The following is a 16,439-nucleotide window of genomic DNA, read 5'->3' on the forward strand; positions in this document are numbered from 1 at the left end:
CATCTCGTAATTCGTCTTTCACTAGGCAGCTCACGGAGGCGCCTCCAGAAGAAGTACAATGCGTATAGCGTCCTTCAAGTCACCGACGACCAATGCGGCGCGGAGGCGTCGAAAACGAAACGGGGAACGAACGCCATGATGGATTTTGATTTCGAGTTAGGACGCGGTTCGGGAATATCCGACAAGTTGTCTGTTTGCTCGCCAACGTTCAATACCGGGCAGATGCCTTTGCTGTCCACAGGGCGTCCTTGGCAGAGCGTGCTCATCGCCGCGTCGGCGGCGCGAACGCGATCGCCCGCTGTTGCTGAAGCAATCGACGATCACGGCAAGCTGCCGAAAGGCGTTGCGCCGCGGCCTGGCATCAAAATCATGTTTTTGCTGGTGAAGCCCGATGGAATGAGCGCGAATGAATTTCACCAATATTGGTTGGAGACTCATTCGCCCCTGGTCGTCAGAAGGTCAGACGACATGGCGATGAGGCGATATGTCCAAAGCCATCTCGTCCCGTCTCCGATGGCCGTCGGCGCCGCCGAGGCGCGCGGTTGGACGGCGAACCCGTTCCAGGGAGTCGCGGAAGTGTGGTGGGACAGCGAGGAGGCGATGGCTGCCGCGTTCTCCACGCCAAACGGCGTCGACGCAGGCGAAGCGCTTGCGGAAGATGAGAAGAAGTTTCTGGACGATCGATCGATTATCGTGATGACGCGCGAATATTTGATCTTCGATAAGACCTAGGTCGGCTCGTCCCAGTTCAAGAAGCTGCCGTGTGCGGCAGCTCCCCAGGATAGTCCAGCGAAAGACGCGCCACCGTTACGCAGCGCGTCCCAACACGGAAGGTGGCAACGGATGTTTCCCGCGAAAATAGACAGTCTGTCGAGACCGAAAACGGTGGCGGAGGCCGCAGCGCTGATAGCGTCGGACGAGGAGGGGAATGTCCTGCCGATCGCGGGCGGAATGAGCCTAATGCAGGCCATCAAGGCTCGCGTGGTCCGTCCAGGCGCGATCGTGGACTTGAATGATATCGGAGAACTCAAGGGGATCAAGGAAACGGCATCCTCGGTCTGGATCGGTGCGATGACCCGGTACGTCGAAGTAGCGACGTCGGACGTTCTCAAGAGCGGCGCCTTCGGAGCTCTCTCGGACGCAGCCTCCCATGTCGGCGATCGTCAGGTCCGCAATCGCGGCACTATCGGGGGATCACTTTGCTGGAATTACGTCGCGGCCTGCGTTCCCGTTGCGACGCTTGCGCGCGGCGCGGAGATCGAGCTCGTTTCAAAAGGTGCATCAGGCGGTGACGAGACGCGCGTGGTTTCGATCGATGACTTCATCGTCGGGCCGATGGAGACATCTCGTCGCCCGCAAGAGATCCTTCGGTCCGTTGCGCTGACCGGTCCCCGCAAGCACGTGGGAAGCGCCTATCGGAAGTGGGGGCATGTCACCGACTCGCTTCCGGTCGTCGGAATCGGCGTACGGGTTGTTTTGAACGACGATCGAACCTGCAAGGCGGCCCGGGTCGCGATCGGTGGCCTGTCGCGCGGTTCGCAGCGCTTTTACGAAGCTGAAAAGCGGCTGCTCGGAACATCGTCCAACGACCCAGCGGCAATTTCGGACGGCTTTCGTGCGGCCGCCAAGACGCTGGAAATCCAAAGCGACACGTTGGCGTCGGCCGACTACCGGAAGGTCTTGATTGAAGAACTCGGCACCTCCGTCGTCCTTTCGGCGATGGCACGAGCAGAGGAGGCGGCGGTACGATGACCGATGGAACGCAGGTAATCAGAGCGATCGTGAACGGACAGGCAGTTGAGGCCATCGCGCCGATCCGAATGCTCCTAGTGGATTTTCTGAGAGAGCGATTGCAGCTTACGGGTACTCACGTCGGCTGCACCTTCGAGGGCGTTTGCGGCGCTTGTACCGTTCGTCTCGACGGTGAAGCAGTCAAATCGTGCATGCTGCTTGCAGCGCAGATCGACGGACGCCAGGTGACGACGGTCGAGGGGCTTGCCCGTGGGGAAGAGCCCCATCCCCTGCAGAAGGCGTTTCGTGACGCTCACGCCCTTCAGTGCGGCTACTGCACGCCAGGCATCCTCATGAACATGAGCGAGTTTCTGGAACGAAATCCGGCCCCCTCGGAAAGTGAGATCCGAAGCGCGCTGGTAGGCAACATCTGTCGCTGCACCGGGTATTCGCACATCGTGGAGGCCGTCAAGGACGCTGCCACGAATATGAAGGTCGTCGAAGGGAGGGCGGCATGAGGAACGAGAAATTTGCGTGGATAGGTGAAAAGGTCCTCCGCAAGGAAGATGTGCGCCTTACGTCAGGCCGCGGTCAGTACTTTGCCGACATTCAACTGCCTGGTGTTCTACACTGCTACATCGTCCGTAGCGCCCGCGCGCACGCCAGGCTCGTCTCGGTCGACACGTCGACGGCGAAGGCCTCTGCGGGGGTTGTTGCGGTCTTTTCGGGGGAGGACATCAAGGACCAGCTGGATCCGTTGCCTCATTCGATTGTCGTGCCGAATCTGCCAGGGAAGTTTCCGCGCCATTGGCCGCTTGCGGTCGGCAAAGTGAAGTTTCACGGTGAGCCTGTGGCCGTCGTCGTCGCCACCGATCGGTACCTGGCGGAAGATGCGGGTGAACTTGTGGAGGTCGTCTACGAGGATCTTCCATATGTGGGATCGCCGGAGGCATCGAGCCGGCCCGACGCCACGGTCATTCATGACGACCTCGACAACAACGAAATATTTTCGATGAGCTTCACCGGAGGCTTCACGGAGGATTCCGTGAAAACCAACGTCGACGAGATACAGGCGATCATCAACTCAGCGCCGATCGTCATCAACAGGAAATTCAAGACTCATCGTGTCGGTGTGACACCCCTCGAAACGCGCGGCGTCATGGCAAAATGGGATCGGGACGACGGTCTGACCTGTTGGGCCACGACGCAGCGACCGCATATCGACCGCCTCGCACTGGCCGAGGTGCTCAAGATCCCCACCCACCAAGTTCGGGTAATCGCGCCGCGGGATCAGGGCGGGGGATTCGGGACCAAAGCACCATTCTATCGGGAGTCGATCCTCATTCCGTGGCTCGCGAAGACACTCGGCCGGCCCGTGCGATGGCTCGAGTCCCGCGAAGAAGGTTTGATGGTCGTTGGGCAGGAGCGCGATCAGCGTCACGAGATGACGATTGCCGCAAACAAGGACGGCAAGGTACTCGCAATGCGCGCGCGGGTAGTCGCCGATAATGGCGACGGATGTATGGGCGTCTATTGGGGCTTCGTGATGCCGGTCCTTGGTGCGGCTACGCTGCCATCCGGGTACTATCTGCCGAAATGCGATATCCAGTTGCGCTCATACGTCACTAATAAGCCGTCCCTTTCCCCGTCGCGTTCTTTCGGAAGCTACCCGGGCCGCTTTGTCATCGAACGTTTGATGGACGTTCTGGCCAAGGAGATCGGCAAGGAGCCCGCGGAGATCCGCCGCATCAATTTTGTGAGTTCATTGCCACATGTGACGGCGACCGGATGCCATCTCGACAGTGGGGACTATCTCAAGGCCTTTAACAGCCTCGTCGATACCGTCGACCTGAAGGGATTCCGGGAAAAGCAGGCGGCATTGCGCAAGCAGGGGCGCTACATCGGTCTGGGCTTCGGTACCGGCGTGGAAATCTCGGGTATCGCCTCGGATGTCTTCGTCCAGCTCGAGAACCAACCGGGATACGGGTCGGCCACGATTCGAATCGATGCCCGAGGAGGCGTCCAGGTTCTGGAAGGTGATGCTCCGCAAGGGACCAGTCACGAGACGACCTTCGCCCAGGTTGTTGCGGAGAATTTCGGGATCGACGTCGCCGACGTCGTTGTGCAGACAGGCGATACCGCCAACACGCCCTTCGGGTCAGGCTCACTCGGAGCTCGTGGTGGATCTTACACCGTGAGCGCTGTCCATAACGCGAGCCGCAACCTTCGGGACAAGATGGCCCGTGTCTTCATCCACGACCGAAAGCTGGATCTGCACGTTGGCGATATCCAGTTCGAAAGAGGATTTGTCTTCCCGGCGCTCGACCCCAATAACAGAGTGGCGTTCGCCGAGCTGGCGGATCGTATTATCATGAAGCCAGTGAACATGCCGCCCGGAGAGGAGGCAGGTCTGGAGGCCACGAACTACTTCGAGGCTGCCAAGCCGATGTTCTATTTCGGCGCGCACGCCTGCATGGTCGAGGTCTTTCCTAAAACGGGCGAGTTCAAGATTACACGCTATGTTACGTGTGAAGACGCGGGCACGGTGATCAACCCGCTCGTGGTGGAAGGGCAGATCCAGGGCGGCGTCGTGCAGGGGCTATCGAATGCGATGTTCGAGGAGTTTCTATTCGACGAGCACGGTCAGCAACTAACGACCAGCCTGGAGTCCTATAGGCTCGCCATAGCCCCGGATGTTCCTCACGTCGAGGTCACGCATTCGTTCACGCCATGTCCGCACACGCCCCTCGGTTCGCGTGGAATTGGCGAGGGTATTCCCGGTCCCGTGCCCGGCGCCCTGACAAACGCGCTATGCGACGCGCTCGCGCCGTTCGACATCGAAATCAACGAGCTGCCGATCAGGTCGGACAAGCTTTGGCAGCTCCTGCGCGCTAAGGAGGCGACAGCATTCCAGACCGTAGGCTCGAAACAGTCTGATCTGCGGAACGCGTGATCGTCTTCGGGCGATTCCAGTTCCGGACGGAGACGTCCACGGCGACGCACCAGTGCACCAAAAAGGAGGAAGCTGCCATGCCGTATTCGGCAACGTTTGAAGGTTCGACCCATCTTCCACGCACGACGATCTACTCCCGACTTGCGGACTTCGGCGGCCTCAAGAAGTACTTTCCCGAGGCTATCGAGGAGTGCGACTTGGAAGGATCGGGGATCGGGTCAGTCAGGACGATCCGCATGAAAGGGAAGGATGGTGTCATCGTCGAGCGTCTCGAAGCTCTCGTGGACGGATCGTTGATATCATACTCGATCATCAACGACGCTCCGCTTCCGTTGGAGCAATATCATTCGGTAATCGCGCTATCTGACGAGGGGGCGGGTTGCAAGATCCATTGGAGCAGCAATTGGATTGCCAAAGGGGCCCCAGAACAAGAGGTCCGGGACCTGATCGCGGGTTTCTACAGAGATATCTTCGCGGGCGTGGTACGGGTTGCGTGAGGCCCTGAAAAACAGCGGAATGCCGAAAGTGAGAAGGAAGATCGAATGGGTGATCGTCTCAAGGGCCGCAACATCGTTGTGACCGGTGCGGGCAGCGGTATTGGAGCAGGAGTCGCTGCCGATCTCGCGGATAATGGTGCTAATGTCGTTGTCGCGGATATCAACGTTGAAAACGGCGCCAAGGTTGCGGATCGAATATCGAAGGCGGGCGGCATGGCAGTGGCCGTACCGGTTGACGTTTCGAACCGAGAAAGCATCAAGAAAATGATCGCAGAGACGGTCGAAGCGTTCGGTAGCCTCGACGTGATGTTCAACAACGCCGGTATCATCCAGACCGCGTCCTATCTGGAAATCACTGAAGCAGACTGGAAACGGTTGATGGACGTTAACGGTCTCGGCGTTCTCATGGGAACACAGGAAGCCGCCAAACAAATGATCGCTCAGGGCGGCGGCGGCAAGATCATTAATACAGCCTCGATCGGGGCCAAGCAGGGCTATCCGCAGTTTGCTCATTATTGCGCGAGCAAATTCGCGGTCGCGGCGCTGACTCAAGCGGCGGCGCGCGCTTTTGCCGAACACAAGATCACGGTCAACTGCTTTGGACCTGGTGTCGTGCACACCGCGCTGTGGGATCAGCTTAATCGAGAGTTCATGGAGAAAGGTATTTCGTCCAAGCCGGACCAGGCAATCAACGACTTCAGCACCGACATCCTTCTGGGGCGCTACTCGACGCCGCGGGACATCGTCGGTGTGACGACATTTCTGGCGTCGTCGGAATCGGACTACATCACGGGCCAGACCGTGATGGTGGACGGCGGCATGGTGTTAATCTGACGAATCCTGGCACATCCAATCCGAAAGCCGGACTGTAATGCTCGACGCCGATGGATCTTGCGTTGACGTGACGCAGATCAAGAAGGGGCAAGATCCCAAGAATCTTTTGTCGCCCGCCTTCGTGAGAGTGCCGCGGCTATTGTTGCGGCGGGCGACGCCGACCTCGTCGCGTTTGGTCGCCATTTTATTTCCAGCCCCGATCTGCCTGAGCGGCAGCGGCGAATTTGCCATTGAACCGCTACGACCGGTCGACGTTTTACGGCTGCGACGGGGCGAAGCTACAGCGACCATCCGACACACGCCGAGCAGGCGCCGACGCACTCTAGTCCCGGACGGAAGCCGGTACGCGCCCGAGGACGGCGCGCCCGCGCTGGTCGCGTATCATGCCCTAGCTGAGCGAAATGACCAGCGTCTGTGCGTGTGCTGCTAGAGGGAATACACGCCCGCCCATCAGGACCAACGTGGCTCTGACGGAGTGATAAGTCTTATTCCTAACCGGAATGGAGACCTGTCCTTCGAAAGTGACTAATCTTGTGCGCGCTCGTGGATCGAGCTGAGGCGAACGCGTGCGACGTCTCTGCCTTCAGCGAAAATGCAAACATTGGCCGCCGTCCGCATCACCACGGAGATTACTTGATGCTTATTCAGCGCAATCCGGCGCAGCCTCCGATAAGTCCAGCGTTTCCGTACGAGATGAAAAGACTGCCCGTACTTGATGCCGAGATGGCCTATGTCGACGTGGGACAAGGAGAACCCATCGTTTTCCTTCACGGCAACCCGACCTCGTCCTACATGTGGCGCAACATTATCCCGTACGCACTCCCCTTCGGTCGCGTGCTCGCGCCAGACCTGATCGGTATGGGCCGATCCAGTAAATCCCCGCGCCGTGCGTATCGTTTCTTCGATCATGTAGCGTATCTTGACGAATGGTTTGAGAAGTTGGGGTTGACCAAGAACATCGTATTCGTGATCCAGGATTGGGGCGCAGCTCTCGGCTTCAATCGCACCTGCCGTTATCCCGATAGTGTAGTCGGCATCGCCTACATGGAGGCGATGGTCCGGCCTCGCCTTTGGAGCGATATGCCGCCAGAGCGCCAGCTCATCTTTCGTCGGCTGCGCAGCTCCGAGGGAGAGGACATGGTGTTGCGCGACAACTATTTCATCGAGAAAATGTTGTTTGAATACGGCGTCATGCGGAAATTGAGCGACGAGGAGAAGGCGGTCTATGCGGCTCCGTTCGATACGCCGGAATCGCGATTACCGACTCTGATCTTTCCTCGCGACATTCCCTTCGACGGAGAGCCGGCCGACATGAGCGCGGCGGTCGAGCGCTACAGCGTCTGGATGGGAGCGAGCGCACACCTTCCCAAGCTCTTCATCGACGCTTCGCAGGGCCACGGCACGGCCGGAGCGGCCCGGGAGCACTGCCTCAAGTGGCCGAACCAGACGGTGGTCACGGTCGAGGCCAAGCATTACGTGCCGGAAGATTGTCCACACGAGATCGGCGAAGCGCTCGTCGAATTCCTGAAGCGGGTTCGGGGTGGCGCATGAGCAAGAACCGGCGACCCCTTCAGGAGGCGCTCCGTAACGCGCTCGGTTCGGCGGTTCGGTTCGATACCGCCCACAAGTCCGTGTACGCGTCAGACGCCTCCAACTACCGGCAGGTGCCGATCGGCGTCGTCGTGCCGCGATCCCTGGATGAGTTCGTGAAGGGCGTCGCCATCTGTCACGAAAATCGGGTTCCGTTGCTGGTTCGTGGCGCCGGCACGTCGATGAGCGGCCAGACTGTCAACGAAGCCGTGGTTTTCGACCTGTCGGCGTCCTGCGACCGCATCGTCGAAATCGATCCCACGTCGAAGACAGCGCTCGTCGAGCCTGGCGTCGTCTGCGACTCGCTGCGATCGGCCGCCGAGCGCCACGGGCTCACCTTCGCTCCTGATCCGTCCACCCACAGCCGCTGCACGCTCGGCGGAATGATCGGCAACAATTCGTGCGGTGCGCACTCGGTGATGGCCGGCAAGACGCTCGAGAACGTCCGCGCCCTCGAGATTATGACCTACGATGGAGAACGGTTCTGGGTCGGGCCTACCAGCGAAGAGGAAATCGAAGCGATCATCCTTGCCGGAGGGCGCAAGGGGCAGATCTATCGCGAGCTCAGGGATCTGCGGGATCGGTATGCCGACCAGATACGGCAGCGCTTCCCTTCGATCAAGCGGCGCGTGTCCGGCTTCAACCTGGATCAGCTTCTTCCGGAGAACGGGTTCAATCTGGCGCGTGCGCTCGTGGGGACCGAAGGCACCTGCGCCCTCGTCCTCAAGGCATCCGTCGATCTCGTCGCCAGCCCGCAATACAGGGTTCTGCTCGTTCTCGGTTTCGACGATATCTACGTCGCCGCGGACGCTGTCCCGGACTACGAGCGCTTTCGTCCGATCGCCGTCGAAGGTCTCGATCGAATGATCATCCGAGGCCTGCAGGCGCGCGATCTCGCCCAGGCCGAAATCGACCTGTTGCCGGCTGGCGATGCCTGGGTGGTCCTCGAATTCGGCGCCGACTCGGAAAGCCAGGCGATCGAACAGGCCGAGAGCGCGGCGGCATATTTCCGTGCCAGGCCGTTCGGTCCGCGACCGAGCACGAAGATCGTGACGGATCGGATCATGCAGAAACGGATCTGGTCGATCCGCGAAAACGGCGCTTCTGCCACGCAACTGTCTATCGATCCCGAAATACCCGACCCGCAGGTAGGATGGGAGGACGCCGCGGTCGATCCACATCGACTGGGAGACTACCTTCGCGCCTTCGACGCGCTCGTGAAGAGGTACGGGTACCGGACCTCCTTGTTCGGCCATTTCGGCGACGGCTGCGTTCACGCCCGCATCACGTTCGATCTCCGATCGAAACCAGGGATCGAAAAATACAGGAACTTCGTCCGTGAAGCCGCGGAGCTCGTCGTTGCGTTCGGCGGATCGCTGTCGGGCGAACACGGCGACGGTCAAGCGAAAGGCGAATTCCTTCCGATCATGTTCGGCGACGAACTGGTGGAAGCGATGCGCCGGTTCAGGCGGATTTGGAATCCAGACGGCCTTTTGAACCCCGGCAAGGTGGTCGACGCGTATCGGGTCGACGAGAACCTGCGTGCCGGCCCGGACTACAAGGTCGTACCGATCTCGACGCACATGACGTTCCGGAGCCGGGAAGGCGACGGCTTTCAGCGCGCGGTCGAGCGCTGCGTCGGCATGGGGAAGTGCCGTGCAGCGAAAGGGGGCACCATGTGTCCGAGTTTTCGGGCCACCGGCGAAGAGCGCTACTCGACGCGCGGCCGGGCCAGGCTGCTGTGGGAGATGCTGCAGGGCGACGTGGTGCGGGACGGTTGGAAGAGCGAGGCCGTCAAAGAAGCGCTGGATACCTGCCTGAGCTGCAAAGGCTGTCGCAGCGACTGCCCGACGCACACCGACATGGCGTCGTACAAGGCGGAGTTTCTGTCCCGCTACTACGAGCATAGATCGCGCCCCCGCCAGGCCTGGTCCATGGGACGCATCGGTGATTGGGCTCCGCTCGCCGCGGCCATGCCTCGTCTCACGAACTTCATGACGAACGCGCCGGTACTCGCATCCTTCTCCAAGTGGGTTGCGGGCGTCACGCCCGATCTGGATCTTCCGAAATTCGCCGCCACCGGCTTTCGCCGCGCGTTCGAAGCGGATCAGACGGCCGCGTTTCGCGGTAAGCCGCCGGTCCTGCTGTGGCTGGACACATTCTGCGACAACTTCCAGCCGGAGGTCGCCGAGGCCGCCGTGGCGGTCCTTCGGGACGCGGGCTTCGAGCCGGTTCTTCCGAAGCGGCGCATATGTTGCGGGCGCCCGTTGTACGACTTCGGCTATCTGGATCTCGCTAAGGGCAGGCTACAGGAGATCATCGAGGTCCTCTCGCCGATGCTGGAAGCGGAGCTGGAGCGTCCTGTCGGCATCGTAGGTCTCGAGCCCGGATGTCTATCCGTGTTCAAGGACGAGTTGCCCAAGTTGTTTCCGGACGATCCCCGGGCCCAGCGGATATCGCGCAGCGTCTTCCTGTTGGGGGATTTTCTCCTCGCGCACGACTACGAGCCGCCGCGGCTAGACATCGATGTGCTCATTCACACGCACTGTCACCAGAAATCGCTGTTCGGCAATCGGGGCGACACCGCGATGCTCGAAAGGGCCGGTGCACGCACGACATGGCTCGACAGCGGCTGTTGCGGAATGGCCGGCTCCTTCGGATTCAATCCGAACCACGCCCGGCTCTCGCGCGACGTCGCTGAATTGGTTCTGGCGCCCGAGGTCCGCAAGCAGCCGGCTGGCACGGTGATCCTCACGAACGGGTTCAGTTGCCGAGAGCAGGTCAAGCACATGACCGGGCGGACCGCCATGCACTTGGCTCAGGTTCTCGCCATGGGGCTTCCGCGGAAAGTTGCCGCGATCGAACGTCCGCAGCAGGGCGAAAGCGCCTCGCCAAGTACCATCGAAAACGTCGTCTGAACGAAGAAGGAGGAACGCGTGTCGAGACGAAGGAATCGGATAGGCGGCGCTCTCGCGCCGGTGCTCACTCCGTTCGATGAGGATCGCGAGCCCGATTTTCCGGCGTTTCTCGCTCATTGTCGATGGCTGCTCGACAGCGGCGCCGGACTCGCGATCTTCGGCACGAATTCCGAAGCCGCCTCGCTTAGCACCGACGAACGGATCGCCCTGACCGAGGGTCTAATCAAGGCCGGTATCCCGGCAGACAGACTGATGCCGGGAACGGGTGCCTGCTCCGTCAAGGATGCCATCCGTCTGACGAGACATGCTGTCCAGAACGGCGCGGCGGGAGTCCTGATGCTGCCGCCGTTCTACTTCAAGAACGTCTCCGAGGAGGGCGTCTTTTCCTACTACGCGGAAGTGATCGACGCCGTCGCCGAGCCGAACCTGGCGATCTATCTCTACCACATCCCGCAACTGACCCAGGTGCCGATAACGCTGTCGCTGATCGAGCGGCTCCTCAAGCGCTATCCGCGCGCGATCGCGGGCGCGAAGGATTCCTCCGGAGACTGGGCGAATTCCAAGGCGATGATCGAGAACTTCGCCAATGAAGGCTTCGACGTCTTTCCCGCCAGTGAGGTCTTCCTTTCGGACTCGTTAGCGATCGGCGGCGCCGGTTGCATCAGCGCGACGGTGAACATCAATCCGGCCGCGATCAGCGCCCTGTTCCGCGCTCTTGACGGTGGTCGACCGACCCACGAGACGCGAGCGCTGCAGGCGCGGGTCGATGAAGTGCGAAGGACCTTCCAGTCGTTCGAATTGATCCCGGCCATGAAGAGCGCCTTGGCCCACTTCACCGGCCGAGAAGCCTGGAAGATCGTGCGACCGCCGCTCACGCCGCTAAGTCGGTCGGTCCAGTCCGACCTGCTGACGAAGCTGGCATTGCTGAACTTCGAAATGCCGGTCGAGCAATAAGAATTTAAAACATAAAAAATCTGGAGGAACGAAACAATGATGACGAACGAAGCCGTGTCTCCGCCGATGGTGGAGTCAGATGCGAGGCCGTCCAGCACGCGACAAGCGGTCGGGCTGGTTCTGCTGCTGGGCGTCTCGTACATGTTCAATGCGATGGACCGCCAGGTCTTTCCAGCGCTGCTCGGGAGCATCCGTGCGGATTACGGCCTCACGCTTCCGGAAGCGGGCTTCGTGAGCACCGTCTTCACGGTCAACGTGGCGATCTTCGCGGCCTTGAGCGGCTGGTTCATGGCCAGGTTCGGGCGCCGATATGTCCTGCTGGGCGGTCTCGTCTGCTACTCGCTGTTCACTCTGCTGACGCCGTTAGCCACCGGGTTCGTCAACTTGACGGTTCTGCGGGCGCTTACGGGTGTCGGGGAGGCGCTGCAGGTAGGAGCCGTCTTCGCCTGCATGGGCGCCTATTTCGGCGAGCGGCGCGGAGCAGCCATGGGCGCGATGCAGACGTTCTTCGGGTTGGGCGCGTTCTTGGGCCCGGTGCTCGGCACGCGGCTTGAGAGCTGGGCTGGTTCCTGGTCGGCGTCGTTCTACGCGTACGGAGTGGCCGGGATCGCCATGGCCATTGTCGCCGCGGTAGTCATTCCATTGGAGTTCACCGACGCTGGCGTGGCTCCGTCGCTCGCACGGAACGCCGAGATGCCGACCGCTTCGATCTGGACACGCAATCTTATTCTGAGTGCTGTGTCCTTTGGGTTCGTCGGGTTCTCGTTCTTCTCCTATTCGGCGCTGTACGCGAGCTACGCCCACACGGTGCTCGGTTTCTCGGTAGTGGATGCCGGAGCGGCGCTCGGCATGTACGGCATCGGGGCGATGCTCGGCGTCTTCGGCGGCTGGTTGGGCGACAAGATCAGCAACAGGAGCATCATCGGCGGCTTGCTACTGATGGCCACCGCCGGCTACGTCCTGTTCGACGGTGTGCCGCAATTCAGACTCCACCTGCTGCTGTCGCTGGTCTTCGGCCTGACGATGAGCGGGTTTTTGTTCACGCGATTCATGTCGGTCGTGCAGCGTAGCGTGGATCCGAGCCAGATCGGTTATGCGGGGGCCGTCGCTCTCGCGGCCTTCTACCTGCCGGGACCATTCGCCGGCTGGCTCTTCGGCAAGCTGGTGGAAACCGCCGGATGGTCGACCGCTTCGCTTCTGGTGGTGGTCGCACCGCCATTGCTCGGGGTCGTTCTGATGAGCCTGTACGATTTCTCGAAGATGCGGAAAGACTGAAAGGAGCTTTGCGATGACAAGGACGAACGGTTCATCAACTTCGCGCCGCGCGATCGTGATCGGCGGCTCCATGTCGGGTCTCTTCGCGGCTTCACTTCTGCGGAAGGCCGGATGGCAGACCGATGTATACGAACGCAGCGACGTCGAACTTCGGGGTCGGGGTGCCGGGATTGTCACCCATTCCGATCTCATACAGTCGCTCGAGCGAAGCGGTGCGCAATTGAAGGACCTGGGCGTCACGGTCCACGAGCGCATCGCGTTGGATTCGCAGGGCAACGTAATCGAGCGGTTACCCTACGAACAGATCGTTACCTCGTGGGATCGACTGCATCAGATCATGCGCGCCACGATCCCGCAGGACACGCACCATCTCGGTTACAATTTGAAGGCCATCGAACAGGACGCCGATTCCGTTACGGCGATCTTCGAGAACGGTGAACGCGTGACTGGCGACCTACTGGTCGGCGCCGACGGGTTTCGATCGGTCGTGCGGAATATGTTCGTTCCGGAGATCCAGCCGATTTACGCAGGTTATGTGGTCTGGCGCGGTCTTGCCGACGAGGGTGTCATTCCGAAGCAAGCGCACGCGGCGGTCTTCGACAAGTTCGCGTTCTTCCTGCCGCCCTGCAACAAGAACATCGGCTACCCGATCGCCGGACCGGACAACGATCTACGGCCTGGTCACCGTCGGTGGAATTGGGTCTGGTATCGGGCCGTCTCCAAACCCGATCTGGACGATATGCTGGTGGACGAGGAGGGCGTCTACCACGCCATTTCCATTCCGCCGCCGAAAGTCCGAGCCGACGTCATCGCGCGTCTGAAGGAGGACGCGCGTCATTTCCTGCCACCGCCGATGCGCGATATCCTTTTCTGCGTCTCCAAACCCTTCTTCACGCCGATCTACGACCTGCTGGTCGATAAGATGGTACACGGCCGCGTCGCGCTGATCGGCGATGCTGCCGCGGTGGCTCGGCCTCACGTCGGCATGGGTATCGCCAAGGCCGGCACGGACGCGGAGGTTCTCGCGGATTCGCTCGCGAGTCATCCGGACTTGCTCGAAGGCCTTGCTCGTTTCGAACGCGAGCGTCTACCGATCGCCGGGAAGGCCGTGACCCAAGGTCGCCTCCTGGGAGAATACATGCTCGATCACGCCTCGCCCGAGACTGGGGTGGACGATGCGCATTGGCGCGAATTCCATAGCATTCCGGGCATTCTCAAGCACACCGCGTCGTCCGCATTTCTTCGTTCAGCCTAGGAGCTTCGGTAGGTCACATGGCAATTCAAGATCTTCCGGTGCCCGAGTTGGCGCGCAACATGCGACTGATCGGACATACTGATCAAGGCGGCCGTCCCGACGGCGTCCAACTCATGGTTCACCGTGGTTTCGCGTACATCGGCCACATGTTCTCGAAGGGGTTCAGCGTCGTCGACGTGAAGGACCCCGCGCGGCCAAAACCGGTGCAGTACGTTCCTGCCGCGCAGAACACCTGGAACATCCACCTGCAGGCGCACGACGACCTGCTCCTCGTCATCAACGCCAAGGACATGTTCGCCGCTCCCGAGTTTCAGGACGAGAAGGCGTACTACAAGGGCGAGCTCGGACGGAAGGTCGGTACGACCGACGCTGGAAAGCGTGTGCGCGATTGGCGCGCAGGTCTTGCCGTCTACGATATCTCGCGTGGCGAAGGGCCGCGAGAGATCGGCTTCATGCCGATTGAAGGCGGCGGCATCCACCGGATGTGGTACGCCGGCGGGCGCTGGGCCTACGCCTCGGCCCTGATCGACGGGTTCACCGACTACATCTTCATCACCATCGACATGAGCGATCCCACCCGGCCCAGGGAGGCGGGTCGGTATTGGCTGCCCGGAATGAACGCCGCCGCTGGCGAGGCCGCGGTCGCAGATCCTTCGCGTCGGCAGGGCTTGCATCACCCCATCGTGCACGGAGACACCGCCTATCTCGCCTGGCGCGATGCCGGGATGGTCATTCTGGACGTCAAGGATCGCGCGCAACCGAAACTCGTCGCCCACAAGAACTGGTCGCCGCCGTTCGGCGGCGGAACGCATAACTGTCTGCCTTTGCCCGACCGCGATCTCCTCGTGGTGCTCGACGAGGCCGTGCTGGATCACCAGGAGGATGGGGAGAAGCTCATTTGGCTCTTCGATATCCGTGAGCCGTCCAACCCGGTGAGCATTTCGACCTTCAAGTCGCCTTCGGATGCGGATTATAGGGCGAAGCCGGGGCATTTTGGTCCGCACAATCTGCATGAGAACCGGCCGGGCAGTTTCGTCAGCTCGGAGCTGATCTTCACGACGTACCAGAACGCGGGTGTTCGAGTCTTCGATATCCGCGATCGCTACGCGCCGCGCGAAGTCGGCGCGTTGGTCCCGCCGGCACCGGCCAAACTGGTCGATAGCCGTCCGGGCCGGCCGAAAGTCATCCAGTCGGCGGATGTTTTCGTCGACGCGGCGGGCATAGTTTACAGTACCGACTACAATGGCGGGCTCTACGTGATGGAGTTTCGGGGATGAGTTCGTCGACGACGCGAATTCGCCCGAAAAACGCGGCCATCGTCGGACTTGGATGGTGGGGCCAGCACATCCTGCGGCAGATGATCGGCTCCGATATCGTTCGCATCGTGTATGCGGTCGGAAGCCGCGAGGAGCATCGGGCGCATGCGGACAATTTCGATGTGGCCTTTACCACGGATTTCTCGCGCGTCCTCGGGGACGTTTCGATCGATTTCGTGATCCTGGCAACGCCGCATGCCCAACACGGCCGGCAGATCGAGGCCGTGGCCCGCGCGGGCAAGCACGTCTTCTGCGAAAAGCCTGTCGGACTTTCTGTGGGGGAAGTTTCGAAGTCGCTCGAGGCGTGCCGCGTGGCCGGTGTTCGCTTCGGCGTCGGGCATGAACGCCGGTTCGAGCCGGCGGTGGAAGAGCTGCGCAGATTGCTGGTCGACGGATCCCTCGGGACCATCATGCACGTCGAAGCTTCCTTCAATCACGACAAGCTGCGCGGTATCGCCGGTGACAATTGGCGGGTGAGCGCTCAGGGCGAAATACCGCTCGCGATGACGGCCACGGGCATCCACTTGACAGACCTGTTTCTGGATCTGGTCGGACCGATCGAGACGGTGACTGCATTTCCGGCGACATGCATGTCGAACACGGGCTACGCGGACACGCTATCAGTCCATTTCGGCTTTGCCTCCAAGGCGACTGGCTACCTGAACACCGTGCTCGCAACTCCCTTCTACTCCCGGCTGGCGATTTTCGGTAGCGAAGGATGGGCGGAAGTCCGCGACTCGGCCCATCCGGACGAAGCCGGCGCGAGCACGTTGACGGTACAATCGCGGACGGGATCGCCATCGGTCGCAAAACTGTCCAGCAGGGATTCCGTGCGCGCTAATCTGGAACGGTTCGCACTTTCGATCGAAGGCAAAGCGTCCTATCCGTTCACGGAAGAGCAGATCCTGGATAACATAGCGGTCATGAGTGCCGTATCGCGATCTATTGCAGCCGGGCGGAGCGTATTGATAGCCGAGGTCCTGTCACGGCCACAGAAATAGTGCTGGTATTCGCGCCGTCGGGTTGTCGGTCCCCTATCGAAAGCGCCGCTGGGCGCGTGCGGAAATGCGCCGACTAGGCGTTTAAGGCGCAATCGCCGGTGAGCGGTCAGCTCGC

General features: G+C 61.0%; 13 protein-coding genes. All 13 read left to right on the forward strand.

The annotated features are described in order from the left end of the window. Positions 1 to 135 precede the first annotated feature (135 nt). Complete coding sequence (locus B5525_RS23055; RefSeq protein ID WP_172899945.1) at positions 136 to 732, forward strand: EthD domain-containing protein; 597 nt, start codon at positions 136 to 138, stop codon at positions 730 to 732. Between the two features lie 153 nt (positions 733 to 885). Next, on the forward strand, positions 886 to 1,752 hold the full coding sequence (locus B5525_RS23060; RefSeq protein ID WP_172899946.1) for an FAD binding domain-containing protein: 867 nt from the start codon (positions 886 to 888) through the stop codon (positions 1,750 to 1,752). Then, positions 1,749 to 2,249 carry a (2Fe-2S)-binding protein gene (locus tag B5525_RS23065; protein WP_079568060.1) on the forward strand — a complete coding sequence of 167 codons (501 nt, stop codon included), beginning with the start codon at positions 1,749 to 1,751 and terminating at the stop codon, positions 2,247 to 2,249. Before B5525_RS23060 ends, B5525_RS23065 begins: the two co-directional genes overlap by 4 nt. Further along, positions 2,246 to 4,684: a xanthine dehydrogenase family protein molybdopterin-binding subunit gene (locus B5525_RS23070; RefSeq protein ID WP_079568061.1), complete on the forward strand. Its 2,439-nt coding sequence runs from the start codon at positions 2,246 to 2,248 to the stop codon at positions 4,682 to 4,684. The genes B5525_RS23065 and B5525_RS23070 overlap by 4 nt, the downstream gene beginning before the upstream one ends. A 77-nt stretch (positions 4,685 to 4,761) precedes the next feature. Continuing rightward, complete coding sequence (locus B5525_RS23075) at positions 4,762 to 5,181, forward strand: SRPBCC family protein (RefSeq protein WP_154073377.1); 420 nt, start codon at positions 4,762 to 4,764, stop codon at positions 5,179 to 5,181. A 45-nt stretch (positions 5,182 to 5,226) separates the two neighbouring features. Beyond that, complete coding sequence (locus B5525_RS23080) at positions 5,227 to 6,015, forward strand: glucose 1-dehydrogenase (RefSeq protein ID WP_079568063.1); 789 nt, start codon at positions 5,227 to 5,229, stop codon at positions 6,013 to 6,015. Between the two features lie 636 nt (positions 6,016 to 6,651). After that, positions 6,652 to 7,566 (forward strand): haloalkane dehalogenase, encoded by a 915-nt coding sequence (locus B5525_RS23085; RefSeq protein WP_197687832.1) that lies wholly within the window; start codon positions 6,652 to 6,654, stop codon positions 7,564 to 7,566. Further along, positions 7,563 to 10,523, forward strand: a complete 2,961-nt coding sequence (locus B5525_RS23090) for an FAD-binding and (Fe-S)-binding domain-containing protein (protein ID WP_079568065.1) — start codon at positions 7,563 to 7,565, stop codon at positions 10,521 to 10,523. Before B5525_RS23085 ends, B5525_RS23090 begins: the two co-directional genes overlap by 4 nt. Before the next feature lie 18 nt (positions 10,524 to 10,541). After that, positions 10,542 to 11,477: a dihydrodipicolinate synthase family protein gene (locus B5525_RS23095; RefSeq protein WP_079568066.1), complete on the forward strand. Its 936-nt coding sequence runs from the start codon at positions 10,542 to 10,544 to the stop codon at positions 11,475 to 11,477. 36 nt (positions 11,478 to 11,513) lie between these two features. After that, the gene (locus B5525_RS23100) at positions 11,514 to 12,752 is read left to right on the forward strand and encodes an MFS transporter (protein ID WP_079568067.1); all 1,239 of its coding nucleotides are present in this window, start codon (positions 11,514 to 11,516) and stop codon (positions 12,750 to 12,752) included. 13 nt (positions 12,753 to 12,765) lie between these two features. Beyond that, positions 12,766 to 14,007, forward strand: a complete 1,242-nt coding sequence (locus tag B5525_RS23105) for an FAD binding domain-containing protein (RefSeq protein WP_079568068.1) — start codon at positions 12,766 to 12,768, stop codon at positions 14,005 to 14,007. 17 nt (positions 14,008 to 14,024) lie between these two features. Next, positions 14,025 to 15,284 (forward strand): LVIVD repeat-containing protein, encoded by a 1,260-nt coding sequence (locus tag B5525_RS23110; protein WP_079568069.1) that lies wholly within the window; start codon positions 14,025 to 14,027, stop codon positions 15,282 to 15,284. After that, positions 15,281 to 16,324, forward strand: a complete 1,044-nt coding sequence (locus tag B5525_RS23115; protein ID WP_079568070.1) for a Gfo/Idh/MocA family protein — start codon at positions 15,281 to 15,283, stop codon at positions 16,322 to 16,324. Before B5525_RS23110 ends, B5525_RS23115 begins: the two co-directional genes overlap by 4 nt. Positions 16,325 to 16,439: the final 115 nt, after the last annotated feature.

Origin of the sequence: Bradyrhizobium erythrophlei (assembly GCF_900129505.1) — a bacterium.
In the GTDB taxonomy this organism is placed as follows: Bacteria; Pseudomonadota; Alphaproteobacteria; order Rhizobiales; family Xanthobacteraceae; genus Bradyrhizobium; species Bradyrhizobium erythrophlei_D.

Coding starts and splice junctions, on each gene's coding strand:
- B5525_RS23055 (WP_172899945.1), top strand. CDS start 136: ATGATGGATTTTGATTTCGAGTTAGGACGCGGTTCGGGAATATCCGAC.
- B5525_RS23065 (WP_079568060.1), top strand. CDS start 1,749: ATGACCGATGGAACGCAGGTAATCAGAGCGATCGTGAACGGACAGGCA.
- B5525_RS23070 (WP_079568061.1), top strand. CDS start 2,246: ATGAGGAACGAGAAATTTGCGTGGATAGGTGAAAAGGTCCTCCGCAAG.
- B5525_RS23075 (WP_154073377.1), top strand. CDS start 4,762: ATGCCGTATTCGGCAACGTTTGAAGGTTCGACCCATCTTCCACGCACG.
- B5525_RS23080 (WP_079568063.1), top strand. CDS start 5,227: ATGGGTGATCGTCTCAAGGGCCGCAACATCGTTGTGACCGGTGCGGGC.
- B5525_RS23085 (WP_197687832.1), top strand. CDS start 6,652: ATGCTTATTCAGCGCAATCCGGCGCAGCCTCCGATAAGTCCAGCGTTT.
- B5525_RS23090 (WP_079568065.1), top strand. CDS start 7,563: ATGAGCAAGAACCGGCGACCCCTTCAGGAGGCGCTCCGTAACGCGCTC.
- B5525_RS23100 (WP_079568067.1), top strand. CDS start 11,514: ATGATGACGAACGAAGCCGTGTCTCCGCCGATGGTGGAGTCAGATGCG.
- B5525_RS23105 (WP_079568068.1), top strand. CDS start 12,766: ATGACAAGGACGAACGGTTCATCAACTTCGCGCCGCGCGATCGTGATC.
- B5525_RS23110 (WP_079568069.1), top strand. CDS start 14,025: ATGGCAATTCAAGATCTTCCGGTGCCCGAGTTGGCGCGCAACATGCGA.
- B5525_RS23115 (WP_079568070.1), top strand. CDS start 15,281: ATGAGTTCGTCGACGACGCGAATTCGCCCGAAAAACGCGGCCATCGTC.